Below are 22571 nucleotides of genomic sequence, written 5' to 3' on the forward strand. Positions count from 1 at the left end.
GCATGTGTGTATGAGTTCGCCCTTCTCGCTTTCCGACGCCCCCGTCACCTCCCTGCCGGGCTTCCGGAGGGTGTTCCCCCGCGGGCGTTTGACGCTGGGGATCGCGCTGCCCCTGGCGTCCGGGGACCCGGAGGCGCCGGGCGTGGATCTCGCCCGGCAGGTGGAGCTGGTGCAGCGTGCGGAGCAGGGAGGGTTCGCGGCGGCCTGGCTGCGCGACATTCCGCTGCGGGTGAGCGATTTCGGCGATGTGGGGCAGGTGTGGGACCCGTTCACGTACGCGGGGTACCTGGCGGCGTCGACCAGCGAGATCGCCCTGGCCACCGGGGCGGTCGTGCTGCCGGTGCGCCATCCGCTGCACCTGGCGAAGGAGGCGGCGAGCATCGACCATCTCAGTGCCGGCCGGTTCCTGCTGGGCCTGGCCACGGGCGACCGGCCCGTGGAGTACAAGGCCTTCGGCCTGGAGGAGGGGGCCCGTGCGGAGGTCTTCCGCGAGCACCTCGACGTGATGAACCAGGCATGGACCACCGAACGACAGGGAATCCGCTGGTCGAAGGGGCGCATGTGGGGCGGGGACATCGTGCCCAAGCCGCTGGCGGTCCGGCCGCCGGTGCTCACCGTCGGCTCCTGCCTGCAGTCGATGGCGTGGCACCGGGAACACGCCGACGCCCACGTCACCTACCACCGGCCCCTGCCCACCCAGCAGAAGTACCTGGCCGAGTGGCGTTCCGCGGGCGTGGACAAGCCCTTCGCCATGCAGATCGCCCTCGACCTGCACCGGGATCCGGACGCGGAGGCCGGGCCGATCAAGTTCGGGTGGAGCGTCGGCGCGAAGGCCCTGGTGCGCATCCTCCGGCAGCTGGAGGACATGGGGGTGGACCACTGCCTGCTCGGGCTCAAGAGGGGGACCCGCCCGGCCGATGAGGTCCTGGAGGAGCTCATCGATCAGGTGGTGCCGGAGTTCTCCGCTACTGCTTGTAGCTGACCAGGAAGTTGCCCAGGCGCTCGATGGCGTTCTCCAGCTGGGAGGCCCACGGCAGGGTGACCAGGCGGAAATGGTCGGTGTGCGGCCAGTTGAAGCCGGTGCCCTGGACGAGGAGGATCTTCTCGGCGCGGAGGATGTCGAGCATGAGCTTGGCGTCGTCGTGGATCTCGTAGACGTTGGGGTCCAGGCGCGGGAAGGCGTAGAGGGCGCCCATGGGCTTGACGCAGCTCACGCCGGGGATCTCGTTGAGTTTCTCGTAGGCGATGTTGCGCTGGTTGAGCAGGCGCCCGCCCTCGCCGGTGAGCTCGTAGATCGACTGCTTGCCGCCCAGCGCCACCTGGATGCCGTGCTGGGCAGGCACGTTCGGGCACAGACGGGTACCGGCGAGGAGCTCGAGGCCCTCGATGAAGCCGCGGGCGTGGTCCTGCGGGCCGGTGAGCACCATCCAACCGGCGCGGTAGCCCGCGACGCGGTAGGCCTTGGACAGGCCGTTGTAGGTGATGGTGAGCAGGTCCGGGGCGAGGGTGGCCAGGGAGATGTGCTCGGCATCGTCGTAGAGGATGCGGTCGTAGATCTCGTCGGCGAGGATGAGCAGCTCGTGCTCGCGGGCGATGTCGACGATCTGCTCGAGCACCTCCCGCGAGTACACCGCACCCGTCGGGTTGTTCGGGTTGATGACGACGATCGCCTTCGTCCGCTCCGTCACCTTCGCGCGGATGTCCTCGATCGAGGGGTTCCAGTCGTCCTCCTCGTCACACAGGTAGTGCACCGGGGTGCCGCCGGACAGCGAGCAGGCGGCGGTCCACAGCGGGTAGTCCGGGGCCGGGATGAGGACCTCGTCGCCGTCGTTGAGCAGGGCCTGCATGGTCATGGTGATGAGCTCGGAGACACCGTTGCCCAGGAAGACGTCCTCGACGTCGAAATCCGGGAAGCCCTCGATGACCTCGTAGCGGTGGAACACCGCGCGGCGCGCCGGGATGATGCCCTTCGAGGTGGAGTAGCCCTGGGAGGTCGGCAGCGCGGCGATCATGTCGCGCATGATGACGTCCGGGGCGTCGAAACCAAAGGTCGCCGGGTTACCCGTGTTGAGCTTGAGGATGTGGTGACCATCCGCCTCCAGGCGCTCCGCCTCCGCGGATACCGGGCCGCGGATCTCGTAGAGGACGTCCTTCATCTTGTTCGACTGATCGAAGGTACGGCGAGGTCGGCGGACGGGCGGGGGAGTGTCGGTCATGGCCTACATGTTGCCACTACTTCCGGCCGCGCTCCAACGCCCGGTTGACGAAATTCATCGCGTTGTTCGTCAGTTCGGTGGTCTGGGCGCGGCGTTCGACCCGCAGCGCGGCCAGCTTGTCCTGCTCAGCGAGGCGCAACTCCGCGGCGCGCAGGCGCTCAGCCGTGCGCAGCTCCTTGATGCGCTGCTTATCGACGGCCCGTGCACTCGGCACATGCCAACTCTCCGGTCCCACCTTGAGCACGTACAACAACAGCCACAACGTCGGGATGAGGAACCACAGCAGCCCCGCCACCGGCGTCACCGAGGAGAGCAGCACGGTGCCGACGGTGACGCCGATCGTCGACAAGCCCATGATCCCCAGACGCACCTTGCGTCCCTCCCGGAAGGCGGACTCGATCTCCTGCGCGGAGTAGAGCTTGCTCACCTCCTGCGTATTCCCGTGAAACTGCGGGATATCGACGAACAGCGGTTCCAGTTCGCCGTACACCTCCGCCTGCGCAATCACCTGGCAGCGCTCGTCGTACTGATCGACCGTGAGACGCCCCTCCGCGAAGGCACGCCCCAAGGTCGACATCGCGGAGCTGCGCTCCGCATCGCTCAGTCTCATGTCCGGCCGATTCGTGGGGTACCTCAGGTTCATGACCTCAGTCTAATGATTCCGGCGGCACCTGCCTTCAGGGAAGACCCCGATTTCAACGCCCCACAATGGGGAGCTCTACCGATACCGGTCGAAGCGAAGAAATGCCAGGATGAAACCATGACATCCCGACTCGCCGCACACCTCACCACCTGGAAGGCCTGGTACGCGATCTTCGCGGTCCCGGCCTTCATGCTCGCCAGCCTCGTCGTCATCGGCGGGCCGCTGCTCACGCCCGTGTCGTTCCTGCTGTTCGCGTTCCTGGGCCTGCTGTTCATCGCGCTCGCTTCTCGACGCTGGCCCTCCTCCGCCGACCTCGCCCTCCGCCGCGGCCTGACCAGGCGGGATCTGCTCATCATCGGCGTCGCCTGGGCCGTGAGCCACGCCCTGTTCTGGGCACTCGGACGCGGAGCCGGATCTCAGACCGGGCGCGCAGAACAGCTGTTCTCGGAGATGGGCCTGGACGGTCCGCTGCTGCCCGCCGCAGTGGGCCTGCTCAGCGCCGTGGTCCTCGCCCCCGTCTGCGAGGAGATCCTCTTCCGCGGAACCATGCTGCGCCCCATCCACGACGCCTTCGCACGCCGCGGCAAGACCTGGTGGGGAGTCGCACTGGGCATCCTCGCCAGCACCGTCGTGTTCGCCATGCCCCACCTGGCCGAGGACTCCCTCAACCGCATGACCCTGGCCTACCTCATCACCGGCGTCAGCTTCGGCCTGGTCTACGTACTCACCGGATCAATGACGGCCGCCATGATCGCGCACTCCCTCCAGAGCGTCACCGCCTTCGCCCAGGTGCTCTGGTTCGGGCACGGCGACACCACCGTGCATCCCGTGCTGTGGGCGCTGGTCATCACCAGCCCGGTGATCGTCTACCTCAGTGCGCAGCTGCTGCGGAAAATTCTGCCGCAGCGCTGACTCTCAATCTGAGGCCTCGTCCTGGTCATTAGGGAGGTGGGGACGGGCCGCGCCGGGGGCCGGGGGTGCCGCCGGGATGGGGGACGCAGGCACAGATGCGCCCGGGGCTGTAGGCACAGCACTTCCGGGAGCCGGAGGCGTTGCCGGTACAGGAGGCACCGATGCGCCAGGAGCTGGGGGCACTGCACTTCCCGGAGCAGGGGGTGCTGCGGGAACTGGGGGAACTGCAATACCTGGAGTAGGTGGCACCGATGCGCCAGGAGCTGGGGGCACTGCACTTCCCGGGGCAGGGGGTGCTGCGGGAACTGGGGGAACCGCAACACCCGGAACAGGCGGCACCGATGCGCCGGGGGCTGGGGGAACTGCACTTCCGGGGGCCGGAGGCGTTGCCGGTACAGGAGGCACCGATGCGCCCGGTGCTGGGGGCACTGCACTTCCCGGAGCAGGGGGTGCTGCGGGAACTGGGGGAACCGCAACACCCGGAGCAGGCGGCACCGATGCGCCCGGGGCGGGGGGCGTTGCGGGAGCAGGTGGCACCGAAGCGCCAGGGGCCGGGGGCACTGCGCTTCCGGGAGCAGGAGGCGCTGCCGCAACAGGGGCCGCAGGAACCGCAACACCCGGAGCCGGAGGGACGGATGCGCCCGGAGCGGGAGGCGTTGCGGGAGTCGGGGGAACAGCACTTCCCGGGGCAGGAGGCGCTGCCGGAGCTGAGGCAACGGCTGCGCCGGGAGCCGGAGGCACTGCGCTTCCGGGAGCAGGAGGTGCTGAGGGCGCTGCGGGAACCGCCGCACCCGGAGCAGAAGGAGTCGCGGGGGTCGCCGGTGCCACCGGGACAGTAGCCGGGGCAGTCGGCGGGGCATCGTTCGCCTCATCTTCTGGCGGCGCGGCTTCGACTGCAGGGCTGCGTCGCGGGCGGATGACGTCACCGAGGAAGTGGGGGGTGCGGGGGGCGGGCAGGTGGCCGTCGATAAGCACGGAGTCGCGGAGCATCTGGGCGACGTCGCGGACGGCGGGGCGGTCGGCGCTGTCGTCCAGGGCCTTGACGCCGCCGGTGAACATGGTGTTACAGAAGGGGCAGCCGGTGGCGATTTCCGCGGCGCCGGTGGCCAGGGCCTGCTCCGAGCGGAATTCGTTGACGCGGCGGCCGATGGTCTCCTCCATGTACATGCGTGCGCCGCCGGCGCCGCAGCAGAAGGCTTCGTCGCGGGAGGGGGAGATTTCCACGAGGGAGGCGCCGGTGGCCGCGACGAGTTCGCGCGGCGGGTCGTAGACCTGGTTGTGGCGGCCGAGGAAGCAGGGGTCGTGATAGGTCACGGGGCGGCGGTGCTCGGGGCCGCGGGGGACGGGCTGCAGCAGCTTCTCGCGGACCAGGCGGTTGAGAAGCTGGGTGTGGTGGAAGACGTCGAAGTGGCCGTCGAAATCCGGGTATTCGTTGCGGATGGTGTTGAAGCAGTGCGGGCAGGTGGTGATGATCTTGCGTTGACCGGCGGGAACGCCCTCGAAGACGTCGTTGAGGGTGGCGATGTTCTCCGTCGCGAGCATCTGGAAGAGGAACTCGTTGCCCGCCCGGCGGGCGGGATCACCGGTGCAGGTCTCGCCGGTGGACAGCACCGCGAACTTCACGCCCGCGGTGTGCAGCAGCTCGACGACGGCGCGAGTGGTGCGCACGCCATCGTCGTCGAAAGCGCCGGCGCAGCCGACCCAGAACAGGTACTCGGTGTCGGTGAGGTCCGCGATGTCGTCGCCGACGACGGGAACGGGGATGCCGTCGGCACGCGCGGCGTCGACCCAGGAGGCACGGTCCGCCTTGTTGCGGCCCCAGGGGTTGCCCTTGGCCTCGAGGTTCTTGAACAGTCCGGTGAGTTCGGAGGGGAACTCGGAATCCGCCAGCACCCGGAAGCGGCGCAGATCGGCGACGTGATCGAGGTGCTCGATGTCCACCGGGCACTGGTCGACGCAGGCGCCGCAGTTGGTGCAGGCCCACAGGACGTCGTCGGGGACGACGCTGGTCATGCTGAGGACGTCGAGATCCGCGTGCGGGTTGAGGGCGGCATCGCGGATACCGGTCATGAGCAGCTTGGGGTTGAGCGGCTTGTCCGTGTTCCAGGCGGGGCAGAGATCCTGGCAGCGGCCGCAGTCGGTGCAGGTGGAGGCGTCGAGAAGCATCTTCCACGAGGCGTCCCCGAGCGTACCGACGCCGAGCGAGTCCTCCTCCTCGGTGTTCTCCAGCGTGAGCATCTTCCCGCCCGAGGTCATCGGCTTGAGGCGGCCGAGCGCCTTCCGGCCGTCCGGGTTCGTCTGGAAGAAGATGTTGAAGTACGACAGGAAACGGTGCCAGCCCACGCCCCAGTCGAGGTTGCGCGCCATGAGCAGCAGGAAAACCATGCCGCCCAGCAGCTTGAGCAGCGCGAACACCGACACCATCACCGGCGAGGCCGGCAGCAGCGCGGCCAGATGGCGCGAGAGTGCATCCGCCACCGGATGCCCGCCCCCGAACGTGGCGATCTTGCCAGCCTTCACCAGCAGCATGCCCAGGCCCTCGATGAGCACGATCGCCTCGATGGCGCGCGCCGCCGTGGAGTTGGAGCCGAAGAAACGCGAGGTCCGCGACTCCGTCCCCTGCCGCAGCCGGATGATGATCAGCGCGATGATGCCACCGATCGTGCCGACCGCCAGCACCTCCTCCACGAAGCGGTACACACCCCACGACCCCAGCAGCGGCCACCCGCCCGCCGGATTGAACGTCTGGATATACGCCTCAAACCACACCAGCACACCGAAGAGGAAACCCACCATGACCAGCCAGTGCGCCACATTGACCACCGGCCGCCCCTTGAAATGCGTGTGCCCGAAGACCTCAATGACCACGCGCGACAGACGTTGCCACGGGTTGTTCGTCCGCCACCCCGCGGGCAGCGGCTGCCCCGCGCGGACGAAACGGAACATCTTCAGCGCCGCCCTCAGGAAGAGCAGCCAGGCAGGCAGGGACAGAACAATGCCGAGCACACCCAGCGCAATCGTGCTGGACGAGACGGCCTGGTCAACCGGGATCATGCGCCCAGTCTAAAGGCAGGGTCGGACACGACCCGCTTCGCGGCTAATCGACGCCGCGCGCGGTCACACCACTCCCGCTGCTCAGGCGCGGGATCGGTCGGTGGGGAGAGGTGAAAGATAGTGGTGTGTCGAGGTCCTCCGGGGAGTGGTGGGAAAGGTCGATCAGGCTGGACGGTTGGCGTGGTGGCCGACGGGAGCCCCGCTGGCGCGGGGAGAGAGGCCGTTGGAAGACGAGCGTCACATTGATGTGGGCTCAAGCCTGCTGGCGCAGGCCATGTTCACCGTCCAAAAACAGGGTATCACTGAATACATCCATGTGGCGTTCATGAATTCTGGTTCTAGTAAGCTCAAGTTGCGCGGAGCCTCATACCGAAGGCTGCACGGGCAGGGGTGACGGATAGCGGGTAAGTGTTCCGAAAGTCTGAGACTGTTACAGATAAGAGTTTTCTGTAACAACTGGGGCCGATTCGTGAAGGATAAGGCGTGGTGCTTGTTGTTGGGGGTGGTCTCCCCATGAGATATCAGATGTTCTCGCAGGTTTCGCAGTAGCTTCGGAGCTATGGGTCATCAATCAATCCCTCCGCTGAGCTCAGGGGTAGCAGAGGCCATGGCCGAGTTTCGGCGAGGTGCCTCAGCGGCCCTGGCGAGCTTGTGGGCCAAGCTCGATGAGGAGGGGGAATGGATGTCGCTTCCGCAGCACCTCGTCGATACGGCCTGTGTCGCGGCGCTGCTGTGGGATGAATGGTTGGCCGACTCGGTGAAAAGATCGTTGTGTCGGGCCACAGGTCTCGGAGAGGGACAACTCCGCTCGGTGCTCGTGTTTCTGGCGGGCGTGCACGACGTCGGCAAAGCGACCAGGACTTTCGTGCACAAGGCGCAGTTCAGTGAACAAGGGGCGAGCATTTTCGATGGCATCGAGAGGGAGGGACTGTCACTGACAATGTCGCGCCGGGAGGCGGACGCAACGGCCTTCCAGCACGGGCTGGTGGGCGAAGTCATCGTCGAGGAGTGGCTATCTCAACGGGGGTTCAGGGTCGCTGGGTTGGCATCCGTGGTCGGAGCGCACCACGGAATCTCCACCGAGGCGGGCGTGCGGGGTAGGGCGGGAAGGATCGTCCGTTCATATCCACCGGAATGGCGGGCCGTGCACGAGGAAATTCTCGACGGCATGGCCCGCGCTTCTGGGTTTGAGGAGGTACTCCCGCTCATGCCGGAACAGTTGAACCCGGAGGTCACGATGCCACTGGTGGGGCTGGTCATCATGGCGGACTGGATCGCTTCCAATCAGCACGCGTTTCCTCTGGCGGAGGGTGGGGACCTGCTCGAACGTGTGAGGTGTGGATATCGCGATGTGGAGCTCACTGCCCCCTGGCGGGTAGCGGTTGCGGATAAGGGCACTCCCGATGACTTCTTCCGGACCACTTTCGGCTGGCCAGCCGAGTTCATGGCACGGCCCGTCCAACGCGCGGCATTGGAGGCGGTCGAATCGGCCGAGGGTGCCTGCCTGCTCATCATCGAGGCCCCCACCGGGGAGGGGAAGACGGAGGCAGCCTTAGCCGCCGGGCAGCGGCTAGCCGCAGACTTGGGGGCGCAGGGCCTGCTGTTGGCGGCCCCGACCATGGGCACGTCGAATGGCCTGTTTCCCCGCGCCCTCGAGTGGGCGGAGCGAAACACCGCGGAAGGTGAAGTCACCTCCATGAACCTGGTGCACTCCCGGAAGCTCTTTTCCCAAGACTTTTCGCGGCTCAAGGTGGCGGGAGTCGGGACCGATGAACCTGGACACGGCTCTGTCGTGGCCAGGAACTGGATGCAAGGGCCGAAGAAGGCCATGCTCTCGAACTTCGTCGTTGCCACGGTGGACCAGGTGCTACTCATGGCGCTGCAGATGCGGCATTCGATGCTGCGCCATATCGGACTGGCGGGCAAAGTCATCATCGTCGACGAAGTGCATTCCTACGACCTGTACATGACCAGCTACCTGCAGATGGCATTGAAATGGCTGGCCCGGTACGGGGTGCCCGTGATCCTTCTCAGTGCGACTCTCCCGAAGGAGACGAAGAAGTCACTGGTGGAGGCTTATCGTTCGCAGTTCAGCCACGAGCCGATCGAGGACATGTCGGAGGCCTATCCGCTACTCACGGTCGTCGATAAGAAGGGCGTCCGGGAGGTGGAGGTGGAACCCCGTCCCACGGACATGGAGGCGAGTATTTCGGTCATTCCCGAAGGGCCTGAGGCATTGGGCACTCTCGTGGACGACCTCATTGCCGATGGTGGATGTCTGCTGATCATCTGTAATACCGTGCGCAGGGCCCAGGAGACGTACCGGGAATTCAGCACGACATATCCGGGTGAGGTGGAACTGCACCATAGTGCGTTCATGGCTGCGGAACGTGCGCACAAAGAGGATGCGCTCCGCGTGGCACTGGGTCCCGACAGCCATAGGGGAGCTGGTCGGCCCGAGCGATGCCTCATCGTGGCCACGCAGGTGGCGGAGCAGAGTCTGGACATTGATGCCGATGTGCTCATCACGGACATTGCCCCAATGGACCTGCTTATTCAGCGCATCGGGCGTATTCACAGGCACCGCCGCCCTGACGAGGATCGCCCGCCGAAACTACGGCCTGCGCAGGTGTACGTGCGTGGCATCGTGCAACGTGAACCGTTCCCCCTACTCGAGGGAGGCAGTGCCGCGATTTATGAGCCGGCGATTCTCATGTCGACGCTGGCGCATCTCCCCGTTGCTTTTCGACGCCCCGATGACATCTCGTCACTCGTACAGGCGACGTATTCGCCCGGCTTTGTTCCTCCTGCGGATTGGGCAGTCGAGTATGCGAAGGCCAAGGCCACCATGCGGAAAAACATGGATCGTGCGGAGAGTCGGGCGTCCACCTTCCAGATCCCCATCCCGGAGCTCGCGAGCGAGCTGGGGCAGTTGTTCGAGCGCTACCACTCGTCCATGGAGAAGCCACTGCTGGGGGAAGAGGCGGGTGCTGCGCAGGTGCGCGACACGGAGCCGACCTTTGAGGCCATCCCGATCATCGGCACGGACTACGGATACCGCCCGCTGCTTTCTCTCGCCCGCAACGATTCTGCGGTGGATCTGGTGGACGACTTCCCTCCCGAGCACTCGATGGCCTTTCACCTCGCCTCCTCCGTGCTGCGCCTGCCGCCACGACTGGCTCGCGGCGACGCCTTCGAAGGAAATATCACGCGATTGGAGCGGGACACACCCGCCGGCTGGGAACACCATCACCTGCTCAAAGGAAAGGTGGCACTCCGGCTCGACGAGAACGGCGAAATCGACCTCAATGGCACCGTCCTCCGCTATTCCTCTGAATTCGGACTGGAAACGCTTGATTCTTCACCTGCAGATAGGAGCAACACATGAATTCACCCCCTAGTTTTTCTTTACTTACCCAACCGTGGATCCCCTGCGTCATGGTGGATGGGCGCAATGAACTCCTTAGCATCCGGGATATTTTTGACGGCCGACACGACGTGGCAGTGATCCGGGGAGACTCCCCGGCGCAGGATTACGCCGTCCTCCGGGTGCTTCTGGCCATCTACTGGCGGGCCCACCACGCGGAAACCCACGTGAGCGCCGGCGGAACCTTCATCTTCAGTGACTGGTTCGGTCGCACGGCGGAGAACCTGGGACAGCCGGACGACCTGGTGGGTAACTACCTCGACGACTATGCCGACCGCTTCGACCTACTCCATCCCCAATTGCCTTTCATGCAGGTCGCTGACCTGCATACCGAGAAGGACACTCGACTTCCTGTGCAGCGTATCGTCCCCGAAGCTGAGGGGCACTACTTCACCATGCGGGCCGGACGCGCACGAGAGTCTCTGGATTTTGCCGAGGCCGCGCGGTGGCTCATTTACACCCAGGCCTACGACTATTCCGGGATCAAGTCGGGGGCCGTCGGTGACGAGCGGGTCAAGGGTGGGAGAGGCTTCCCCATTGGAACCGGGTGGACCGGACGCACCGGAGGGACCGTCGTCGTGGGCGACAACCTCCGGGAGACATTACTGCTCAACACCACGCTGGAAGCGTTGGCCGATGTCACCGACCGACCTGTGTGGGAGCGGGAACCCGATACGGCAGCGGAGCGTCACATCCCCCCGCCAACAGGGGCAGGGGAATCAGCGATGCCCCAGGGGCCGAGTGATCTCGCCACGTGGCAGGGGCGCCGCATCCGGTTGTTCACAGAATCGGGCAAGGTAACGGAGGTGCTCGTCACTAACGGCGACCGTATCCCTGACGCCGGCGCCAATGTACTCGGTGACCCGATGACGCCCTATCGATACAGCAAGAACAAGTCCAAAAAGGATCTGCCGGTTCACTACGCACTCCCTTTGGATCCGAATCGGACGATGTGGAAGTCCCTGGAGCCATTGATTTCCCTGGATCGGGATCCGGGGTTCGACGGCAAGAATGTGGCGCCTCAACGCCCGAAAAACTTATCTCAGCTGGCAGTTCTCGCCGAGAAGCGGGTGGTTCGCCCGGTGCTCAATGTCCAGATGGTGTCTGTGGATTACGGGCCGCAGGATTCTTCGGTGGCCACCACCGTGACCAGTCATCTCGATATCCCTCTCGCGTTGCTGGAGCCGGAGGCCGGGGACATGAGGGCGGATGTCATCGATGTCGCCAGCTCCACCCTGCAGGCCGCCATCGCACTCGGGCAGTTCGCGGGGAATCTCCTCGAAGCTGCTGGCCGTCTCTATGAATTCCAGGCCGATCCCACGGACGCCATCCTCACTGAGCTGGAACCAGAATTCTCCCGCTGGCTCCGCAGTTTCGAGGCAGACCGCTTCGAAGAGCAGGCCGGGACGTGGCAGAAACAGCTGCGGGAGATCATTCTCGAGCGAGCCGCAGAAATGATGCGCGGGGCCGGCCCCAAGGCGCTTGTCGGCCGTGAGATTAGCGACGGTCGGGACGGGGCAAACACAAAGATTCTGTCCGCCGGATCCGCGCACCGGATGCTGCAGGCACGCCTGAAGAAGATGCTCACATATATCGACGACGAAGAGCCTGACAAGGAGACCAATCGATGACACAACCCACCATTGACGTGGCTGAGCGGGACACGCTGTTCAACGCCATCGGCACCACGGTAGCGCGGCTGCAGTCGCAGTTTCTCGGCGACCAGGGGGATCTGCTGAAGACCCAGGCCCGAGGAGAGCTGGCGGAACTTCGTCGCCGCGCCGGGCAACCGATCGATCGAGACCCCCTCTCCCTGGAGAAGACCCTTCTCGTGCTGTCCCCGACGCTCAACGAGAACTCCCTCGGACGCGGTGACGCTCCGTCCCCCTCGGAGGAGGCCGCCTTCCACGCGCTGACGCTGTTTGCCTTGCACATGCAGAGCGCGACCCGCCCCATGCACGTGCCGAAACAGTCCTTCGCCGCCGCATGTGGTCGCCTCTACGCGCTCAGCGATTCCGCCTCTCTCAAGCCGCGTTTCGACGCCCTGTTGCTCGCCCGCTCCTCGCGTGCACGGCTGTCCCACATGAGGTCGATGATCACGCTGCTGCGCGGCAGCCAGCTGGGTTTCGATTATGCGCGGTTCGCCAGCGACCTTCGGGCTCTCGACAGCGCCGACAAGCGTTCCGGCGTCCTCCTGCGCTGGGGGCGCGACTTTGCCATGGGCCGATTCCATACGGCCGATGACACCTCAACCTCCGACAACAACTGACCCGAAAGGAACACCATGTCCCTCATCATTGACATCCACGCCCTGCAGACCCTTCCCCCCAGCCTGATCAACCGCGACGACACCGGAGCTCCCAAGAGTGCTGTCTACGGTGGCGTTCCGCGCCAGCGGGTGTCCTCCCAGTCCTGGAAGCGGGCCATTCGAAAGGACTTCCAAAAGAGCTTTGACCCTGCCAGCGTTGGGTACCGCACCAAGCATGTTGTGGAACTCGTGGTTGACAAGATGCTGGAGATCGACAGCGAGGAGTGGAACGACGAGAGCGCCGCGGAGCGTGTGGCCCAAGCCTTCAAGTCCGTGGGCATCAAGCTCACGGAACCGAAAGTGAAGGAAAATGTCGGCGGGGAAGAGAAGGAGCGGATATTCCAGCAGGCCGGCTACCTGCTCTTTCTCAGCCCGCGACAAATTGAGCAACTCGCGCAGGCCATCGTTAAAGCCGAGGGGAAGAACTTAGGAAAGGGCGACGTAAAGAAGCTTCTCGACACTGAACACAGCGTTGACATCGCGATGTTCGGTCGCATGGTCGCCGATGATGCCGCCTTCAACGTCGATGCCTCCGTGCAGGTGGCGCACGCCATCGGAATCCACGAATCAGAGCCGGAGTTCGACTTCTTCACCGCAGTTGATGACGTCGTAGAGAACCATGACGAGACCGGGGCCGGAATGATGGGCACGGTACAGCTCATGTCTTCGACGTTGTACCGCTTCGCCACTCTCGACGTGGAGTCTTTGGCGGAGAATCTTGGTGATCGCGAGGCAGCAGTGACGGCGGCGGTGGCGTTCGTGCGTAGCTTCATCACCAGTCTGCCGACCGGTAAGCAGAACACCTTCGCTCACAACACCCTCCCAGAGCTGATCTACGTGGCGGTTCGTGAAGATCGATCCATTTCACTGGTCAACGCTTTCGAGAACCCGATCTCCGGGGACAACAACACAGGGCGTCGCCTGGCCGGCGCCCAGGCACTGGCTGCGGAGGAAAGGGACATTGAGAACCAGTACGGTTTCCGTCCCACTCAGGCCTTCGTTGTCGGCCTCGGAGGTCTGGAGGAACCATTCGCGGACATCGCGACAGTCACCACGCTTCCCGATCTCGACGCACAGGTGCGCGATGCGATCTCCGGAGCGGGTGCCTGACCATGGCCCATTCACTCCTCCTCCTTCTGAAGGGGCCCATGCAGTCATGGGGTGACTCCAGTCGCTATAAACAGCGCACCACAAACCCGGTGCCGACGAAGTCCGGCATCGTCGGGCTGCTCGCGGCGGCCCAGGGACGCCGACGGACTGATCCCGTGGAAGACCTGGCGGAACTCACCCTTGCGGTGCGAGTCGACCAACCGGGAAGCCTGTTGCGCGACTATCAGACGGCGATGGCAGAGGGTGCGAAGCACGCCAGCCTGGTCACTCGGTACTACTTGTCTGATGCGGTTTTCGTCGCTGCCGTGGAAAGCCCGCACCGTGAGATCGTCGATGGCCTGGCTGCGGCTCTCCGCAATCCCCGCTATCCGCTCTATTTGGGACGACGTTCCTGTCCGGCACCGGTGAATCTGGTGCTCAAGGTGGTGGACAAGCCGGGGGTGGAAGCCTTGCATGCGGAAGAGTGGCACGCCTCTCAAAGCCACCGCAAAGCCCGGGCCAAGAGCGTCGAGCTTCCGATCTACCGTGATGCCCGACCTGGCGAAACAGGGATCGCGCGTCAGGATGTTCCTGTATCCTTTTCGCAGGAACACCGCGTGTACAGATGGCGGAACGTCGTCCTCGAAGAATCAGGTGTCAAGGTCAGCAATGACCTGGGGACGTCGGTCGATCCCTTCTTTGAAACGGTGATTTCATCATGAGCACACTGACCCGTATCTATCTGAATCCGCGCAAGCGAGACGGGCGGAAGCTTCTGACTAATCCGGAGGCGATGCATGCGGCTGTCCGCTCAGCTTTTCCTCCGGACATTGACACCACAGAAACGCGGGTGCTCTGGCGTATCGACTCGCAGGGGGATGAGCATGTCCTCTACATCGTCGGGCCAGAGAAGCCGGATGCATTGCATATCGTCGAACAGGCCGGCTGGGATACTCGGCCCCCGCAGAGTGCTGACTACCAGCGACTGCAAAGTTCGTTGATGAAGGGACAGCATTGGCGTTTCGGACTCGTCGCCAATCCCATTGTGTCAAGGGCGGGAGAGCGTGGCACCCGCGGCAAGCCGTTCGCACTCGTCACCGCGGAGCAACAGCTTGCCTGGCTCGCAGATCGCGGGCCCGCCGCGGGTTTCAGGTTGCTCGATGACGCCAGGGTGACCGGGCGTGAACGCCTTGTCTTCAATCAGCGAAAGGCAAGCGGAACCCGTCGTATTACCGTGGTGACTGCCCGATTCTCCGGAACGCTCGAGGTGACTGACGCGGAGGCACTGCGCGCCACGCTCAATCAGGGAATTGGACGGGCCAGGGCGTATGGCTGTGGCCTGCTGACTTTGGCCCGCATCGGGGCGTAGACGATGGCGAATCCGAGCGAAGTGCCCATCGTCCGCAAGGAACTCGCGCGCGTCGATAAGCGAATCAGCTTTCTGTACGTCGAACGAGCCGTCGTCAATCGAGACAACAATGCACTGACCATCTCGGATCAGCGAGGGTCCGCCTACGTCCCCGCAACGGCGCTGGCGGCACTTCTCCTGGGGCCAGGCACCCGCGTCACGTACGCAGCCATGGCTTTGCTTGGCGACGTCGGCGTGTCGGTTGTCTGGACCGGAGAGAAGGGAGTTCGCTACTACGCGCACGGGCGCCCTCCTGCGAAGTCGTCACGCAATGCCGAAGCACAGGCAGCCATCGTCAGCCATCAGCGCCGACGTCTCGCATGCGCACGCGAAATGTATTCCATGCGGTTCGCCGACGAGGACGTTTCTGACGCCTCCATGTCTCAACTGAGAGGGCGCGAAGGCGCCCGCATGAAGAAGATCTACGCCAAAGAGGCGGAACGCACGGGAGTGCCGTGGACTCGGCGCAGCTACGACCCGAACGACTTTGATTCGGGCGACCCCATTAACAGGGCATTGACCAGTGCAAGTGCGGCTTTGTACGGCGTCGCACATGCGGTAATCACTGCGCTTGGCTTCGTTCCATCCCTGGGCGTCATTCACAACGGCACAGATCGAGCATTCGTCTATGACATCGCTGACCTGTACAAAGCCGACATCTCCATTCCGGCGGCATTCGACGCGGCTGCAGAGGCGGGATTTGATGCAGGCTCAGATGTTCGCCGCCGAGTGCGCGACAAGGTTGTCGAGTTTCGACTCATGGAGAAAATGGTGAGGGATCTCCATCGACTCATGCGGACGGAGGAGCAGCCGGACGCCTTCGATGTTGAGTTGATGCTGTGGAACGAACTGGAGGTCATTTCCTCCGGTATCAACTGGGCCGAGCCGGAGGGAGTGGACACGACGTGATCGTCCTGGTGGTAACGGCCTGCCCGGCAGGCCTACGTGGAGACCTCACGAAATGGCTGGCCGAGATTTCCCCGGGAGTGTTTGTGGGCCGACCAACCGCGAGGATTAGGGACCTGTTGTGGGAAAGGACCGTTGAGCTGAGCAAAGACGGACGCGCTTTGTTGGTTTACAGTTCCAACAACGAACAGGGAATGGAGTTTCGAACTCACCGACACGATTGGAAGCCCACCGATTTCGATGGATTGGCACTCATGGTCCGACCCGACAAGCGCCAGTCGACGCGCCGAACGGGATGGAGCAGCGCCCGTCGGATGCGAAGTAGTCGCCGCTGATCGAGAAACTTGACACAGTTGTACCCATAGCGACCTACTGGTTAGCATCAGTGCAGCTCACCAAGTGTGCTCCCCGCGCCAGCGGGGATGAGCCCTCACACCCGCCCAGGCTCACACCCGGGTAGGTGTGCTCCCCGCGCCAGCGGGGATGAGCCCCCATCCCCGAGGGGTGGGTCACGATCTCCGACGTGCTCCCCGCGCCAGCGGGGATGAGCCGCATACACATCACCTTATAGCCCCTGGCACGAGGTGCTCCCCGCGCCAGCGGGGATGAGCCGTTGTGTCTTGAGCCAATCCCACTTGGCAACAAGTGCTCCCCGCGCCAGCGGGGATGAGCCCCGTCGACGGTCACCCTGTCAAGGTCATCGGCGGTGCTCCCCGCGCCAGCGGGGATGAGCCCTTATCCGACCCCACGCCCGACGCCTCCGCATGGTGCTCCCCGCGCCAGCGGGGATGAGCCCAGGCCCCCGCCCGCCGCCGCGCTGCCAATTGCGTGCTCCCCGCGCCAGCGGGGATGAGCCCCGGCGACTCACTACGCGGGGTCGCCCGCACCCGTGCTCCCCGCGCCAGCGGGGATGAGCCGATGGCCATTGACGTCGTGGTCCAGGCGACGAAGTGCTCCCCGCGCCAGCGGGGATGAGCCCAAGGTCGCCGGCCTCGTCGGCCTCGGGGAGCTGTGCTCCCCGCGCCAGCGGGGATGAGCCCCCCTCCGCCGGTGTCGCCCTGTCGGTGGGGGAGTGCTCCCCGCGCCAGCGGGGATGAGCCACCTTCGATGGTGAGGGTGCCGTTTTCGTCGGCGTGCTCCCCGCGCCAGCGGGGATGAGCCAGTCGGCGCCGGCCAGCCCTTCGGGGTAGAGCATGGTGCTCCCCGCGCCAGCGGGGATGAGCCCCCGCGTTGACGCCTGGCCCCACGGTGCCGCCGGTGCTCCCCGCGCCAGCGGGGATGAGCCCTGGCGCGCGGCCAGGTGCTGCAGTCCGGCAAGGTGCTCCCCGCGCCAGCGGGGATGAGCCCGCGGTGACGTGCTGCGGCCCGAGATCCCCGGCGTGCTCCCCGCGCCAGCGGGGATGAGCCCCACCAGACCGCGAGGGCGTCCATCATCTCCTCGTGCTCCCCGCGCCAGCGGGGATGAGCCGTGATAATGGGCTTCCCGCCCACCACCGGCGCCGTGCTCCCCGCGCCAGCGGGGATGAGCCGTCCCGGCGGAAGGGCATCGGCGGGCACGATGAGTGCTCCCCGCGCCAGCGGGGATGAGCCCCCCCACCAGTGACACGAACCGCCCCCACAGGGGTGCTCCCCGCGCCAGCGGGGATGAGCCCTGTCCCGTGCAGGCGGTTTGTGTGGGGCATGAGTGCTCCCCGCGCCAGCGGGGATGAGCCCAGCAGTGGAGACTACCGACTCCACACCGGCGGGTGCTCCCCGCGCCAGCGGGGATGAGCCCCGTCTACGGCGGAATCCGCAACGCCTGGAACAGTGCTCCCCGCGCCAGCGGGGATGAGCCCACGTGCTTCACCAGCGCCTCCGCCGTATCCAAGTGCTCCCCGCGCCAGCGGGGATGAGCCCACGTGCTTCGCCAGCGCCTCCGCCGTATCCAAGTGCTCCCCGCGCCAGCGGGGATGAGCCGTGGCTGGGCGCACCCGGGTTGCACGTCACCAGGTGCTCCCCGCGCCAGCGGGGATGAGCCCGCGGCCACGCTGCGGGCGGCCGATGCTACCCAGTGCTCCCCGCGCCAGCGGGGATGAGCCCCGCGCGTGTTGGCGTCCGAGACAATGCGGATGGTGCTCCCCGCGCCAGCGGGGATGAGCCGTGCTTCCCGACGTTCTCCCGAGCCGCGAGGAGGTGCTCCCCGCGCCAGCGGGGATGAGCCCTGCGGGCCGCCATCACCGATCATGACGCTGACGTGCTCCCCGCGCCAGCGGGGATGAGCCGCCCGAACCCAGGGGTGCATATGCCCCATTTTCGTGCTCCCCGCGCCAGCGGGGATGAGCCGCCGGGGTCCTCCCCGCCGGGCACACATTCCGCGGTGCTCCCCGCGCCAGCGGGGATGAGCCCAGCACCGGTGATTACCGACTCCACGTCGGCGAGTGCTCCCCGCGCCAGCGGGGATGAGCCGAGAACGTCACGATCTGGGAATGGGAGCCGCCTGTGCTCCCCGCGCCAGCGGGGATGAGCCCCCCGTCCCGGTCAATGTCGGGGTGCAGGCCGCGTGCTCCCCGCGCCAGCGGGGATGAGCCCGCCTCGAGCAGGGTTTCCGAGTTCTTCGCCGCGTGCTCCCCGCGCCAGCGGGGATGAGCCGAACGCGATTTCACGGATCGTCGGCCCGGGCGTGTGCTCCCCGCGCCAGCGGGGATGAGCCCCAACCGAAATTTCGGGACAGCCGTGGTCACGCGTGCTCCCCGCGCCAGCGGGGATGAGCCCCGCGCGTGTTGGCGTCCGAGACAATGCGGATGGTGCTCCCCGCGCCAGCGGGGATGAGCCGTGCTTCCCGACGTTCTCCCGAGCCGCGAGGAGGTGCTCCCCGCGCCAGCGGGGATGAGCCCTGCGGGCCGCCATCACCGATCATGACGCTGACGTGCTCCCCGCGCCAGCGGGGATGAGCCCACCGGCTCGGGGGCGGCGATCTCCTCGAGGCGGTGCTCCCCGCGCCAGCGGGGATGAGCCGCCAACGCTCACCGGGCGGGACGGCCACCTCAGGTGCTCCCCGCGCCAGCGGGGATGAGCCGGGTCAGAAGGGCGGTTCATCGTCCTTGCCCTGGTGCTCCCCGCGCCAGCGGGGATGAGCCGAACCTGCAGCACTTCGTGTGGCGAGCACGCGCGTGCTCCCCGCGCCAGCGGGGATGAGCCGTTGACCCCGGTAGCAAAAGCGATGGCGATTAGGTGCTCCCCGCGCCAGCGGGGATGAGCCCGCGGCCGAGCGGCTGGGGCTGCAGGGAATCCAGTGCTCCCCGCGCCAGCGGGGATGAGCCCTCGTCCCTCGCGGGGCTTTTCGGGTCGGGCTTGTGCTCCCCGCGCCAGCGGGGATGAGCCCCGTGTACAACGTTCCCGAAAACGCCGCGGCAGGTGCTCCCCGCGCCAGCGGGGATGAGCCGGACTTGATACCCCATGAGCCTCAAAGCCATGCGTGCTCCCCGCGCCAGCGGGGATGAGCCGAAGAAGGTCGATGTCGCCCCCACAGGCGGGAAGTGCTCCCCGCGCCAGCGGGGATGAGCCGCGCACCGGCTTCGCAGTGAGTGCCCGCAGGCGGTGCTCCCCGCGCCAGCGGGGATGAGCCCGTCTCCGGAGATCACACGCCACCGGGCTTCCCGTGCTCCCCGCGCCAGCGGGGATGAGCCCTTCACCGACACCGCCCAGACCATCGCCAACAAGTGCTCCCCGCGCCAGCGGGGATGAGCCCTACAAGATTCCCTACCCGGTCGCCGGTGACCCGTGCTCCCCGCGCCAGCGGGGATGAGCCCCCCTCGACCTCCCCGGCATCACTGACCCTGCAGTGCTCCCCGCGCCAGCGGGGATGAGCCGAAACCCCACCACCGTCACAGGTTAGAGGGGTCGTGCTCCCCGCGCCAGCGGGGATGAGCCCTCGGTGTTGCGGGCGTCCACGTTGGAATAACGGTGCTCCCCGCGCCAGCGGGGATGAGCCGTCCCTGCTGAAGGCGGTCTCCCTGGTCCCGTTGTGCTCCCCGCGCCAGCGGGGATGAGCCGACCACGGTGCCGGCCTGCCCATTGACCGACTGGTGCTCCCCGCGCCAGCGGGGATGAGCCGTGCTCCTGGTAGTGCGACCAGCCGCCGCGCATGTGCTCCCTGCGCCCTCCGGAATCCCCCTGCAGTAGCCTCAGGGAATGAGACTGTGGTCGCTGCATCCCCGGTATCTGGACCAGAAAGGCCTGGTGGCGTGCTGGCGTGAAACACTGCTGGCCCAGAAGGTTCTCGCAGGTGACACCCGTGGCTACCGGAACCATCCGCAGCTGACGCGCTTCCGCACCCAGGATGATGCTCTCCTGGCTGTGGGTGTCTACCTGCGCGGTCTGCATTCCGAAGCCGTGGTCCGGGGCTATCACTTCAATGCGGCCAAGATCTTGCGCCAGGGTTCTGCGCCGCTGATCGATGTCACGCGCGGCCAGATGGACCATGAACTCGGTCATCTGCGGGCCAAGCTGATGGAACGGGCCCCCGAGAGAGTTGCTGTCCTTCCGGTACTCGAGGACGTCGTGCCTCACCCGCTGTTCCGGGTGGTTCCTGGACCTGTGGAGCACTGGGAACGGGTGTAGCCACCCCCAACGCACCTGTCCCCGGCTCCTCCGCAGGGAGGGCCGGGGACAGGTGTCTCGGATGCTGGATTAAAGATGACGGGCAGACGCTGGGTCTGCCCGTCACCGGGTGTTACATGGCCGACATGATCCAGATGATCAGGGCGATGATCGCCAGGACGCCGACGATGGTCCAGATGAGTCCGCTACCGCGCATGATGATGCTCCTTAAGTATTTGCTTGTTGTTCGGTCGTCCTTAAGGGTAACAGTGATCACATCAACGGTGCGCTATCTGGGGGGTTGCTGTGCGGTAACAATTTGCTAAAGCGCTCGTTATCGCAGGTCAGGCCGCTCGCGCCGAAATGCAATACATGCGCCACCCGGCATGTCGCCGCATGCGTGCCCGGCCATGCGGGCGTCGATAAGCGTTCTCTCAGCCGCGCTTCAGTGGACTGTGCTTCCTAGACGTGCACGGGAGTGACGTGTGCCTGGGCGACCATGTCCTCCCACTCGACGATCTTGCGGCGCTCGCGGCCCTCGATGCCGGACTCCTCGCCGAGGCGGCGCTCCTCGGCGTCGAGGCGGTACCACCCCTCCCAGGTGGTGACGGGGATGCCGCGGGCGTCGAGAAGCTCGAGGAGGGCGTCGTCGGACGAGGCGGGCGCGGCGAGGCGACCGGCGGCGGCATCGGCGAGCAGGAGATCGGTGGTCTCCTTGGCGTCGGACTTCGTGTTGCCGATGAGCCCGATGGGGCCGCGCTTGATCCAGCCGGTGGCGTAGAGGCCCGGGACCGGGGTGCCGTCGACGTCGAGGACGTGGCCGCCGTCGTTGGGGATGACATGCTCGACGTGGTTGAACGGCACGCCGGCGATCGGCTCGGAACGGTAACCGACGGCGCGGTAGACCGCCTGCACGGGCCAGTCGGTGAACGTGCTGGTGCCGCGGACGTTGCCGGAACCGTCGAGTTCGGTGCGCTCGGTGCGCAGTCCGACGACGCGGCCGTCGTGGGTGAGGATCTCCACGGGGGACTCGAAGAGGTGGATCTGCAGCGAGTGCGGGGCGTCCTTGGGCTCGCGCAGCGCGTAGCCCTCGAGGATCTGGCACACCAGGTCCTGGGACTTCGAGGCGCCGCGGGCCTCGATGCTGGCCTCGTCGTAGTCGATGTCCTCCGGGTCGACGATGACGTTGACGGTGGGGGAGTGGTCGAGCTCCTTGAGCTCCTGCGGGGTGAACTTCGCCTGCGCGGGGCCGCGGCGGCCGAAGACGTGGACCTCGGTGGCCTGGTTGGTGCGCAGGGTCTCGTAGACGTTCTCCGGGATCTCCGTGACGTTGAGCTCCTCGGCGGTCTTGGCCAGGATGCGGGCGACATCGAGCCCGACGTTGCCGACGCCGATGACGGCGACGGACTGCGCCGACAGGTCCCAGGTGCGGGGGAAATCGGGGTTGCCGTCGTAGAAGCCGACGAAATCGGCGGCGCCGTGGGAACCCGCGGCCTCGACGCCCGGGATGTCCAGGTCGCGGTCGGCCAGGGCGCCGGTGGCGAACACGACGGCGTCGTAATGTTCCTGCAGCTCCGCCACCGAAACGTCGCGGCCGACCTCGATGTTGCCCAGCAGGCGGATCTCCGGCCGGTCGAGCACCTTGTGCAGCGAGGTGATGATGCCCTTGATGCGCGGATGGTCCGGCGCCACGCCGTAGCGGATGAGGCCGAAGGGGGCGGGGAGCCGCTCGATGAGGTCGATGCGGATGTCGCGGCCGATCGACGCGGCGTTCCGGGCGAGCAGATCGGAGGCGTAGATGCCGGCGGGCCCGGCGCCGATGACGGCGACGCGGAGGGTGTTCTCGGGAAGGGGGAAGCTCATGGTGTCCTCTCGGGCGATCTCTAGACTGACTGGTCTGTGAAACTAGCAGGGATCGGCAGATCCGCAAGAATTTGGCCGCCTTTCATTCATTGTTTTCTGCATGAAAACCGGGCCCAGAATTCCATTCAGTGCATAAAAGTCGAAGATAAATGCAGTACGCAGGGTTT

At 65.9% G+C, this 22571-nt stretch carries 16 protein-coding genes and 1 CRISPR repeat array; of the genes, 11 read left to right on the forward strand and 5 right to left on the reverse strand.

The genetic code is table 11. The annotated features are described in order from the left end of the window. The first annotated feature begins 10 nt into the window (after positions 1-10). Positions 11-982 (forward strand): LLM class oxidoreductase, encoded by a 972-nt coding sequence (locus ACFPUZ_RS07940; protein WP_377001343.1) that lies wholly within the window; start codon positions 11-13, stop codon positions 980-982. On the opposite strand, the gene ACFPUZ_RS07945 is transcribed toward ACFPUZ_RS07940, so the two are convergent. Together ACFPUZ_RS07945 and ACFPUZ_RS07950 are read right to left on the reverse strand one after the other, a co-directional pair. Then, positions 966-2216 (reverse strand): pyridoxal phosphate-dependent aminotransferase, encoded by a 1251-nt coding sequence (locus tag ACFPUZ_RS07945; protein WP_377001344.1) that lies wholly within the window; start codon positions 2214-2216, stop codon positions 966-968. The genes ACFPUZ_RS07940 and ACFPUZ_RS07945 overlap by 17 nt on opposite strands. Positions 2217-2232: 16 nt before the next feature. Continuing rightward, positions 2233-2859 (reverse strand): DUF1707 SHOCT-like domain-containing protein, encoded by a 627-nt coding sequence (locus ACFPUZ_RS07950; protein ID WP_377001346.1) that lies wholly within the window; start codon positions 2857-2859, stop codon positions 2233-2235. A gap of 117 nt (positions 2860-2976) precedes the next feature. Between ACFPUZ_RS07950 and ACFPUZ_RS07955 the strand changes: the two genes are divergently transcribed. Then, entirely contained in the window at positions 2977-3771 is a 795-nt protein-coding gene (locus ACFPUZ_RS07955) for a CPBP family intramembrane glutamic endopeptidase (RefSeq protein ID WP_377001347.1), read from the forward strand. Between the two features lie 3 nt (positions 3772-3774). Here ACFPUZ_RS07955 and ACFPUZ_RS07960 read toward each other — a convergent pair whose 3' ends face one another. Beyond that, on the reverse strand, positions 3775-6825 hold the full coding sequence (locus ACFPUZ_RS07960; protein WP_377001349.1) for a (Fe-S)-binding protein: 3051 nt from the start codon (positions 6823-6825) through the stop codon (positions 3775-3777). A gap of 607 nt (positions 6826-7432) precedes the next feature. On the opposite strand from ACFPUZ_RS07960, the gene cas3 reads away from it, so the two are divergent. The 9 genes from cas3 (at position 7433) to ACFPUZ_RS08005 (ending at position 20562) form a co-directional block, all read left to right on the forward strand. Continuing rightward, positions 7433-10213 carry a CRISPR-associated helicase Cas3' gene (gene cas3 / locus ACFPUZ_RS07965; protein ID WP_377001351.1) on the forward strand — a complete coding sequence of 927 codons (2781 nt, stop codon included), beginning with the start codon at positions 7433-7435 and terminating at the stop codon, positions 10211-10213. Then, positions 10210-11883, forward strand: a complete 1674-nt coding sequence (gene casA, locus ACFPUZ_RS07970) for a type I-E CRISPR-associated protein Cse1/CasA (RefSeq protein ID WP_377001353.1) — start codon at positions 10210-10212, stop codon at positions 11881-11883. The genes cas3 and casA overlap by 4 nt, the downstream gene beginning before the upstream one ends. Next, positions 11880-12521 carry a type I-E CRISPR-associated protein Cse2/CasB gene (casB, locus tag ACFPUZ_RS07975; protein ID WP_377001355.1) on the forward strand — a complete coding sequence of 214 codons (642 nt, stop codon included), beginning with the start codon at positions 11880-11882 and terminating at the stop codon, positions 12519-12521. The genes casA and casB overlap by 4 nt, the downstream gene beginning before the upstream one ends. A 15-nt stretch (positions 12522-12536) precedes the next feature. Continuing rightward, a complete protein-coding gene (gene cas7e / locus ACFPUZ_RS07980) occupies positions 12537-13670 on the forward strand; it encodes a type I-E CRISPR-associated protein Cas7/Cse4/CasC (RefSeq protein ID WP_377001357.1) in 1134 nt (377 codons plus the stop codon). A gap of 2 nt (positions 13671-13672) precedes the next feature. Continuing rightward, positions 13673-14371: a type I-E CRISPR-associated protein Cas5/CasD gene (cas5e, locus tag ACFPUZ_RS07985; RefSeq protein WP_377001359.1), complete on the forward strand. Its 699-nt coding sequence runs from the start codon at positions 13673-13675 to the stop codon at positions 14369-14371. Beyond that, positions 14368-15018, forward strand: a complete 651-nt coding sequence (cas6e, locus tag ACFPUZ_RS07990) for a type I-E CRISPR-associated protein Cas6/Cse3/CasE (protein WP_377001360.1) — start codon at positions 14368-14370, stop codon at positions 15016-15018. The genes cas5e and cas6e overlap by 4 nt, the downstream gene beginning before the upstream one ends. 3 nt (positions 15019-15021) lie before the next feature. Further along, a complete protein-coding gene (gene cas1e / locus ACFPUZ_RS07995; protein ID WP_377001362.1) occupies positions 15022-15966 on the forward strand; it encodes a type I-E CRISPR-associated endonuclease Cas1e in 945 nt (314 codons plus the stop codon). Beyond that, a complete protein-coding gene (gene cas2e, locus ACFPUZ_RS08000) occupies positions 15963-16298 on the forward strand; it encodes a type I-E CRISPR-associated endoribonuclease Cas2e (protein WP_377001363.1) in 336 nt (111 codons plus the stop codon). Before cas1e ends, cas2e begins: the two co-directional genes overlap by 4 nt. Before the next feature lie 66 nt (positions 16299-16364). Continuing rightward, a CRISPR array of direct repeats spans positions 16365-20055; the repeat unit is 28 nt; unit sequence GTGCTCCCCGCGCCAGCGGGGATGAGCC. A gap of 78 nt (positions 20056-20133) precedes the next feature. Continuing rightward, complete coding sequence (locus tag ACFPUZ_RS08005; RefSeq protein WP_377001365.1) at positions 20134-20562, forward strand: pyrimidine dimer DNA glycosylase/endonuclease V; 429 nt, start codon at positions 20134-20136, stop codon at positions 20560-20562. Positions 20563-20674: 112 nt separating this feature from the next. Here the strand turns inward: ACFPUZ_RS08005 and ACFPUZ_RS08010 are convergent, their stop codons facing one another. Beyond that, positions 20675-20818: a hypothetical protein gene (locus tag ACFPUZ_RS08010; RefSeq protein WP_377001366.1), complete on the reverse strand. Its 144-nt coding sequence runs from the start codon at positions 20816-20818 to the stop codon at positions 20675-20677. A 185-nt stretch (positions 20819-21003) separates the two neighbouring features. After that, entirely contained in the window at positions 21004-22404 is a 1401-nt protein-coding gene (locus ACFPUZ_RS08015) for an FAD-dependent oxidoreductase (RefSeq protein WP_377001367.1), read from the reverse strand. Positions 22405-22571 lie beyond the last annotated feature (167 nt).

Origin of the sequence: Corynebacterium nasicanis, from assembly GCF_042658165.1 — a bacterium.
Lineage (GTDB): Bacteria > Actinomycetota > Actinomycetes > Mycobacteriales > Mycobacteriaceae > Corynebacterium > Corynebacterium nasicanis.